6 protein-coding genes are annotated in these 6,048 nt (G+C 70.6%); all 6 read right to left on the bottom strand.

The annotated features are described in order from the left end of the window. Positions 1-8: 8 nt before the first annotated feature. Positions 9-842, bottom strand: a complete 834-nt coding sequence (locus AOK11_RS15510; RefSeq protein WP_055594304.1) for a nitrilase-related carbon-nitrogen hydrolase — start codon at positions 840-842, stop codon at positions 9-11. Then, positions 839-1,540, bottom strand: a complete 702-nt coding sequence (gene npdG, locus AOK11_RS15515; protein ID WP_055594305.1) for an NADPH-dependent F420 reductase — start codon at positions 1,538-1,540, stop codon at positions 839-841. The genes AOK11_RS15510 and npdG overlap by 4 nt, the downstream gene beginning before the upstream one ends. Positions 1,541-1,545: 5 nt before the next feature. Continuing rightward, a complete protein-coding gene (locus AOK11_RS15520; protein WP_055594306.1) occupies positions 1,546-2,553 on the bottom strand; it encodes an LLM class flavin-dependent oxidoreductase in 1,008 nt (335 codons plus the stop codon). 120 nt (positions 2,554-2,673) lie between these two features. Beyond that, positions 2,674-4,095 carry a dihydropyrimidinase gene (gene hydA / locus AOK11_RS15525; protein ID WP_055594307.1) on the bottom strand — a complete coding sequence of 474 codons (1,422 nt, stop codon included), beginning with the start codon at positions 4,093-4,095 and terminating at the stop codon, positions 2,674-2,676. 50 nt (positions 4,096-4,145) lie between these two features. Next, positions 4,146-5,504, bottom strand: a complete 1,359-nt coding sequence (locus AOK11_RS15530; RefSeq protein ID WP_055594308.1) for an aminotransferase class III-fold pyridoxal phosphate-dependent enzyme — start codon at positions 5,502-5,504, stop codon at positions 4,146-4,148. 49 nt (positions 5,505-5,553) lie between these two features. Then, the coding region (locus AOK11_RS15535; RefSeq protein WP_157869367.1) for an amino acid synthesis family protein at positions 5,554-6,048 on the bottom strand (495 nt) is incomplete at its 5' end.

The raw sequence follows: 6,048 nt of genomic DNA on the forward strand, positions 1-6,048 counted from the left end.
CGGCACGGTCATGACGTCGCCGGGCCCATGCCGGTCAGCCGGCCGTACAGTTCCGGGCGGCGGTCGCGCAGGAACGGGCGGCTGCGCCGGGTGGCCGCCACGCGCTCCAGGTCGACCTCGGCGACGGCGATGTCGTCGCGGTCGTCGGCGGCCTGGGCGAGGACGTCACCGTCGGGGCCGTAGACGGCACTGAGCCCGAAGTACTCCTTGACACCCTCCGTGCCGACGCGGTTGGAGCAGATGACGAACATCCCGTTGAAGACGGCGTGGGCGCGCAGTTCGAGCTGGAACACCTCGCGCATCGGCGCGCTCGCCGAGGCCACCGGCACGCAGAGCACGGAGCCGCCGCGCAGGGCGACGATCCGGCTCAGCTCGGGGAAGTGCCGTTCGTAGCAGATGATCGTGCCGACGCCGGTCTCGCCGGTGTCCACGACCTCGGGCTCGGTCCCACCGGGCCGGAAGTAGAACTTCTCGGGAAAGCCGTTGGAGAACGGCAGGTGGGACTTGCGGTAGACCGACTTCAGTTCGCCGCGTACGTAGGTGCAGGCGGTGTTGTAGTAGACGCCGGGCACCTCGCCCTCCTCGAAGATGGAGGAGACGACGGTGATACCGGCCCTGCGGGAACGTTCCGCCGCCATGGTGTTGGACGGTCCGTCGATGCTCTCGGCGAGCCGGAAGTACTCCGGGTCGGGGTCGGGCTGGACGAACGGGACGGCGAACAGCTCGGGCAGCAGAACGATCCCGGCGCCCTGGTCGACGGCGGCGTCCACCAGGTCGCCGGCGCGTTCGACGGTCTCGGCCCGGTCGTCGGTGGCCCGAAGCTGGACTGCGGCGAGTTTCATGCCACTTCCTCCTTGGCGGCGGCGGGGGCCAGGCCGGTGAGGGCGACACCGGACCTGGTCTTGTAGCGCTTGTTGACGGAGATCAGCACCGCGGTGAGCGGTTCGAGCTGGGCGGCCAGCCGCAGCCGGCCCGCGTCCACCGCCCGGCCCCCGGTGACGTCGGCGGCCAGGGCCAGCACCCGGGCCTTCGCGTCGGCGTCGTCCCCGCAGACCAGGACGTCCTCATGGCGCAGATCGGCCTCGGGGTCGAGCAGCAGCGGGGCGGCCAGGTGGTGGAAGGCGCCGACGAGGGTGGCGGACGGGACGATCCCGGCGGCCTCCTCGGCGGCGCTTCCGGCCGCGACGGGCAGACCGTAGGGGCCGCCCTTGTCGAAGCCCAACGGGTTGACGCAGGAGATGACCACCTTGCCGGCGAGGCCGTCGGCCAGCGAGGTCACCAGTTCGGCGTGGCCCTGGTAAGGGACGGCCAGCAGGACGGTTCCGGCCTGCCGGACGGCGTCCTCGTTGCCGGTCCCCTCGATCGGCGCGGCCACACCCGGCAGGGCGCGCAACGCCTCGGCCGCCTCGGCGGCCCGGCCCGCGTCGCGCGAACCGAGCACCACCGGGTGGCCGGCGCGGGCGAGCCGGTAGGCCAGGCCCTTGCCCTGGGGGCCGGTGCCCCCGACCACGGCGATCACGGCGGAGGAGAAGTCGCTCATCGTCCTCAGCCCTTCGCAGCCTGGGCGATACGGGTCAGGGTCTGCTCCTTGTCGCCCAGGGTGGAGACGACCGGGCAGCGGACCCCGGCCTCGTGGTACTCCATGAGCTTCGCGAACACCTCGTCCGTGGTGCCGCAGGCGGTGACGTTCTGCACCAGGCTGTTGGGGACCAGCGGCATGGCCTTCTTGATCGCCTCGGGGGTGGCGGGCCAGCCGGCCCGCTCCTGGATGCGGTCCACCAGTTCGCGTTCCACACCGCAGTGCTCGGCGATGTGCGGCTGCTGGGCGAGGTAGAGGGTGAGGAACGCCTTGCAGGCGTCGATCGCCTCCTGCGGGTCGTCGTCGTTGACGCTGCAGGCGACGATCTGCGTGAGGTCGATCGAGTCCTTGCCGTCGGTCCGCTTGGCAATGCCCTTGTCGATCGCCTCCTTCGCGCCCACCAGGTACGAGGGCGGCAGCAGGAAGTCCATGTGCACGCCGTCGCTGATCTCACCGGCCAGCTCCAGCATGCGCGGGCCGACGGCTCCGATATAGATGGGGATGTCGACCGGCTTGTTCTCCCGGTACATGCTGTCGAAGCGCACGTCCTGCATCTGCACGAACTCGCCGTCGAAGGAGACGACTTCGTTGCGGAAGAAGGTCTGCAGCACGGTGATGTACTCGCGCATCGAGGCGACGGGCTTGCGCAGCGGCTGGCCGACCTTGGTGGCCAGCGGCTCCCACCAGGCGCCGATGCCGAGGATGGCACGGCCGGGGGCCAGCTCGTCGAGGGTCTTGAAGGTGACCGCCATCAGGGAGGCGTTCCGGCTCTTGTTGTTGACGACGCCGGTGCCGATCTTGACATTGCGGGTCTTGCTGGCGATGACGGCGGCGGGGACGATGCCGTCGCGCGCCAGCCGTCCCTCCGCGACCCACACGGATTCGAACCCGTTCTGGTCGGCCAGCTCGGCCTGCCAGTACGTCTGCTCCAGGCTCAGCCGTTCGCCGACGTGGATGCCCAGGGGGAGTTTCATCGAGCCACCGTTCCGTTCGTGTTGCGTGACGCGCGCCCGGGGTGCGGAACCCGCCTGCCGGGGGTTCCGCACCATGGACACGTGTCAGTTGGCGTACGCGTCAAGAGTGTGGGGGTGTTCTCAGTGCAGCTGGGGCTTGCCCCGGGTGAGGAAGCGTCCTCGGCCCGCGGCCCCGTCGAAGGACCCGTCGGGGCCGACGAGCTGCTCGCCCCGGGAGAAGACGCGGACCGGGCGGCCGGTCACGCGCATCCCCTCGTAGAGGTTGTAGTCGGTGCGCATGTGGCTCCCGGCCGCGGTGATCACATGGTCGGCGGCCGGGTCCCACACGAGCAGGTCGGCGTCGGCGCCCACGGCGACGGCGCCCTTGTGCGGGAACATCCCGAACAGTTTGGCCGGGCGGGTGGAGACCAGGTCCACGAACCGGCAGGCGTCGAACCGGCCGCTCGCGACCCCGGTCTGCCAGAGCACCATGAGCCGGTCCTCGATCCCGGGGACCCCGTTGGGGACCTTCGGGAAGTACCCGGGGCTGCGCAGCTTCTGCGGCGGCAGGTCCTCGGGCTGGTGGAGGCAGAAGCCGGCGTGGTCGGTGGCCACCGTCGACATCGCCCCGGTGACCAGGGACCGCCACAGTCCCTCCTGGTTGCCGCGCTCCCGGATCGGGGGCGAGCAGAGGTAGGCGGCGGCCTTCTCGCCGAGTTCGGCGTAGTCCTCGTAGGCGACGGCCAGGTACTGGGGGCAGGTCTCGCCCCACACCCGGGCCCCGGCTGCCCTGGCCCGGCTGATCTCGTCGGCCGCGGCGGCGCTGGAGACGTGCACGACGTAGAGCGGGGCGCCGACGGACTCGGCGAGCACCACCGCGCGGTGCACGGCCTCCGCCTCGGCGTCGTGGCCGTGGGCGGTGGCGTGGAAGATCTCGGCGGTGCGGCCGTCGGCCAGCAGCCGCTGGGTCTCCCGGGCGATCATGTGGCCGTTCTCGGCGTGCACCATCGGCAGCACGCCGTGCTCCAGGGCGAGTTCGAAACCCTCCAGCAGCTCCCCGTCGTCCACCATCTGGGTGCCGGGGTAGGCCATGAAGAACTTCCAGCTCGTGGCGCCCTCCCCGGCGAGCTTCCGCAGGTCGTCGAGGACGTCGGGCTGCTGCTCGCGCGGCGGGACGATCGCGTGCAGCCCGAAGTCGACCACCGCCTTGGCCGCGGCGACGTCGCGCCGGGACCGGTAGGTGTCCAGCAGGCTCCGCTCCGGTTCCTTCTTCACGAAGTCCAGGACCGTGGTCGTCCCGCCGTGGGCGGCGGCCACCGTCCCGCTGTGGAAGTCGTCCGCGGTGCGGGTGGTGAAGCCGTCGATGGGATATTCGAGGTGGGTGTGCGCGTCGATGCCACCGGGCATCACGAGCATCCCCTCCGCGTCGATCACCCGGTCGGCGCTCCAGTCGTCCGTGCCCGTGCCGAGCGCGGCGACGACCCCGTCGCGAATCAGTACGTCGGCCCGGACGGCGGCGTCGGCGTTGACGACCGTACCGCCCTTGATCAGCGTGGACCCCATGCTGCCCTCCCCTTCCCAGAGCGCTTCTGCGTGCTCCTGACCACTACGCCTCACCCTACGTAGTGCTCGTCGGCGAGGCTCAGGACGTCGTCCAGCACACCGAGCGCGACATCGATCTCGGAATCCGTGATGACGAGCGGAGGGGTCAGCCGGAGCACGTTGAAGTTGGCCGTGAGGTAGAGGCCGCGGGCCATGGCCTCCTTCACGATCCGGCCGACCGGGGCGGCGGCCGGGCCCTTCGCGTTGAACGGCACCAGCGGTTCGCGGGTCTCCCGGTTCTTCACCAGTTCGACGCCGTAGAACAGGCCGCGCCCGCGGATCTCGCCGATGCTCGGGTGCTTCTCGGCGAGCTTGGCCAGTCCGGCACCGAGGTGCTCGCCGCGCGCCCGCGCGTTCTCCACGATGTTCTCCTCCTGCATGATGCGCAGGGAGGCGACGCCGGAGGCGCAGGCCAGCGGATGTCCGGCGTAGGTGAGTCCGCCCCAGAACATGTTGTCCCTGAGCCACTCGGAGACGCGGGCCGAGACGGTCATCGCACCGAGCGGGACGTATCCCGAGTTCAGGCCCTTGGCGGTGGTGAGGATGTCGGGGGTGACGTCCCAGTGGTTGCAGGCGAACCACTCACCGGTGCGGCCGAAGCCGGCCATGACCTCGTCGAAGATGAGCAGGATGCCGTACCGGTCGCAGACCTCGCGCAGCGAGCGCAGATAGCCGTCCGGCGGGTAGAGCAGTCCGTTGGTCCCGGTGACCGGCTCGACGATCACGGCGGCGACGGTGTTCGGGTTCTCGTACTGGAGGATCTCCTCCAGGTGCGGCCCCCCGGAGCAGACCGGGCAGGGGTCCGGGTGTCCGGCCGGGCAGCGGTAGGTGTACGGGTCGAGCATCCGCACCACGCCGGGCATCCCGCCCGGTTCGGCGGACCAGCGGCGGGGGTCGCCGGTCAGCGACATCGCCCCGGCGGTGGCACCGTGGTAGGAGCGGTAGCGGGCGATCACCTTGTGGCGTCCGGTCACATGGCGGGCGAGCCGGATCGCGTTCTCGTTGGCCGCGGCGCCGCCAGTGGTGAAGAAACTCATCTTCAGGTCACCGGGGGTGAGCCCGGCCAGCATCTCGGCCAGTTCGGCGCGGGAGCGTTCGGCGAAGCCGGGACCGATGTAGCAGAGCTTGTCGGCCTGCTCGCGGATGGCCTCGACCAACTTCGGGTGCTGGTGGCCCAGGTTGAGGTTGACGAGCTGGGACTGGAAGTCGAGGTATCGGTTCCCCTCGTAGTCCCAGAACCAGGACCCGGAACCGCCGGCCACCGGGATGGGGTTGAGCGCGCCCTGGACGGACCAGGAGTGGATGACGTATTCGGTGTCGGCTTCCTTGACGCGCTGCCCGGTCCACGTATCGGTCTCGGTGATGGTCAACGAACTGCCCTCCTCGTCGTTCGTCGGCTGCTGCTGCGTACCGGGTCGGCTACTGGTTCTTCGTCTCGGCGCCGAAGGCGGCGAGACGGGCCAGAGGGCGGCCGGCGTTCGCGGCGGCGCAGACGACGAAGATCTCGCGCGGCCGGGGGACATCGGCGACCTGGAGCGTCACCGTCTGGTGGTGGGAGCGCGTCTTGGCGTCCTTCTTGTGCTTGAGCGGGATGTCGATCGGGCTGCCCGGGAGACCGACCTTCTCGGCGGCCGGCAACAGCTCGGTGCCGTCGGCGGCGGTGCGGAAGACGTTGCCGAAGCGCAGGTTGTGGATGAGCGCCGAGCCGTGCTCGACCTCTCCGTCGATGCCGACGAGTGCGGCCTTGCCGAAGGCCTCGACCGGGCCGCCCAGCAGCTCCACACAGGCGGGGCCGACCAGCTTGCCGATCTCCTCGCCCAGCTCGTCGGCGAGGGTGACGAGGTCCTGGACGTACTCGCTGGGGTACGGGTTCTCGATGACGGCCCCGACGAACGCGACCCGGTGCACCGGGTC

It is taken from the genome of Streptomyces hirsutus (assembly GCF_001418415.1).
Classification (GTDB): Bacteria; Actinomycetota; Actinomycetes; order Streptomycetales; family Streptomycetaceae; genus Streptomyces; species Streptomyces hirsutus.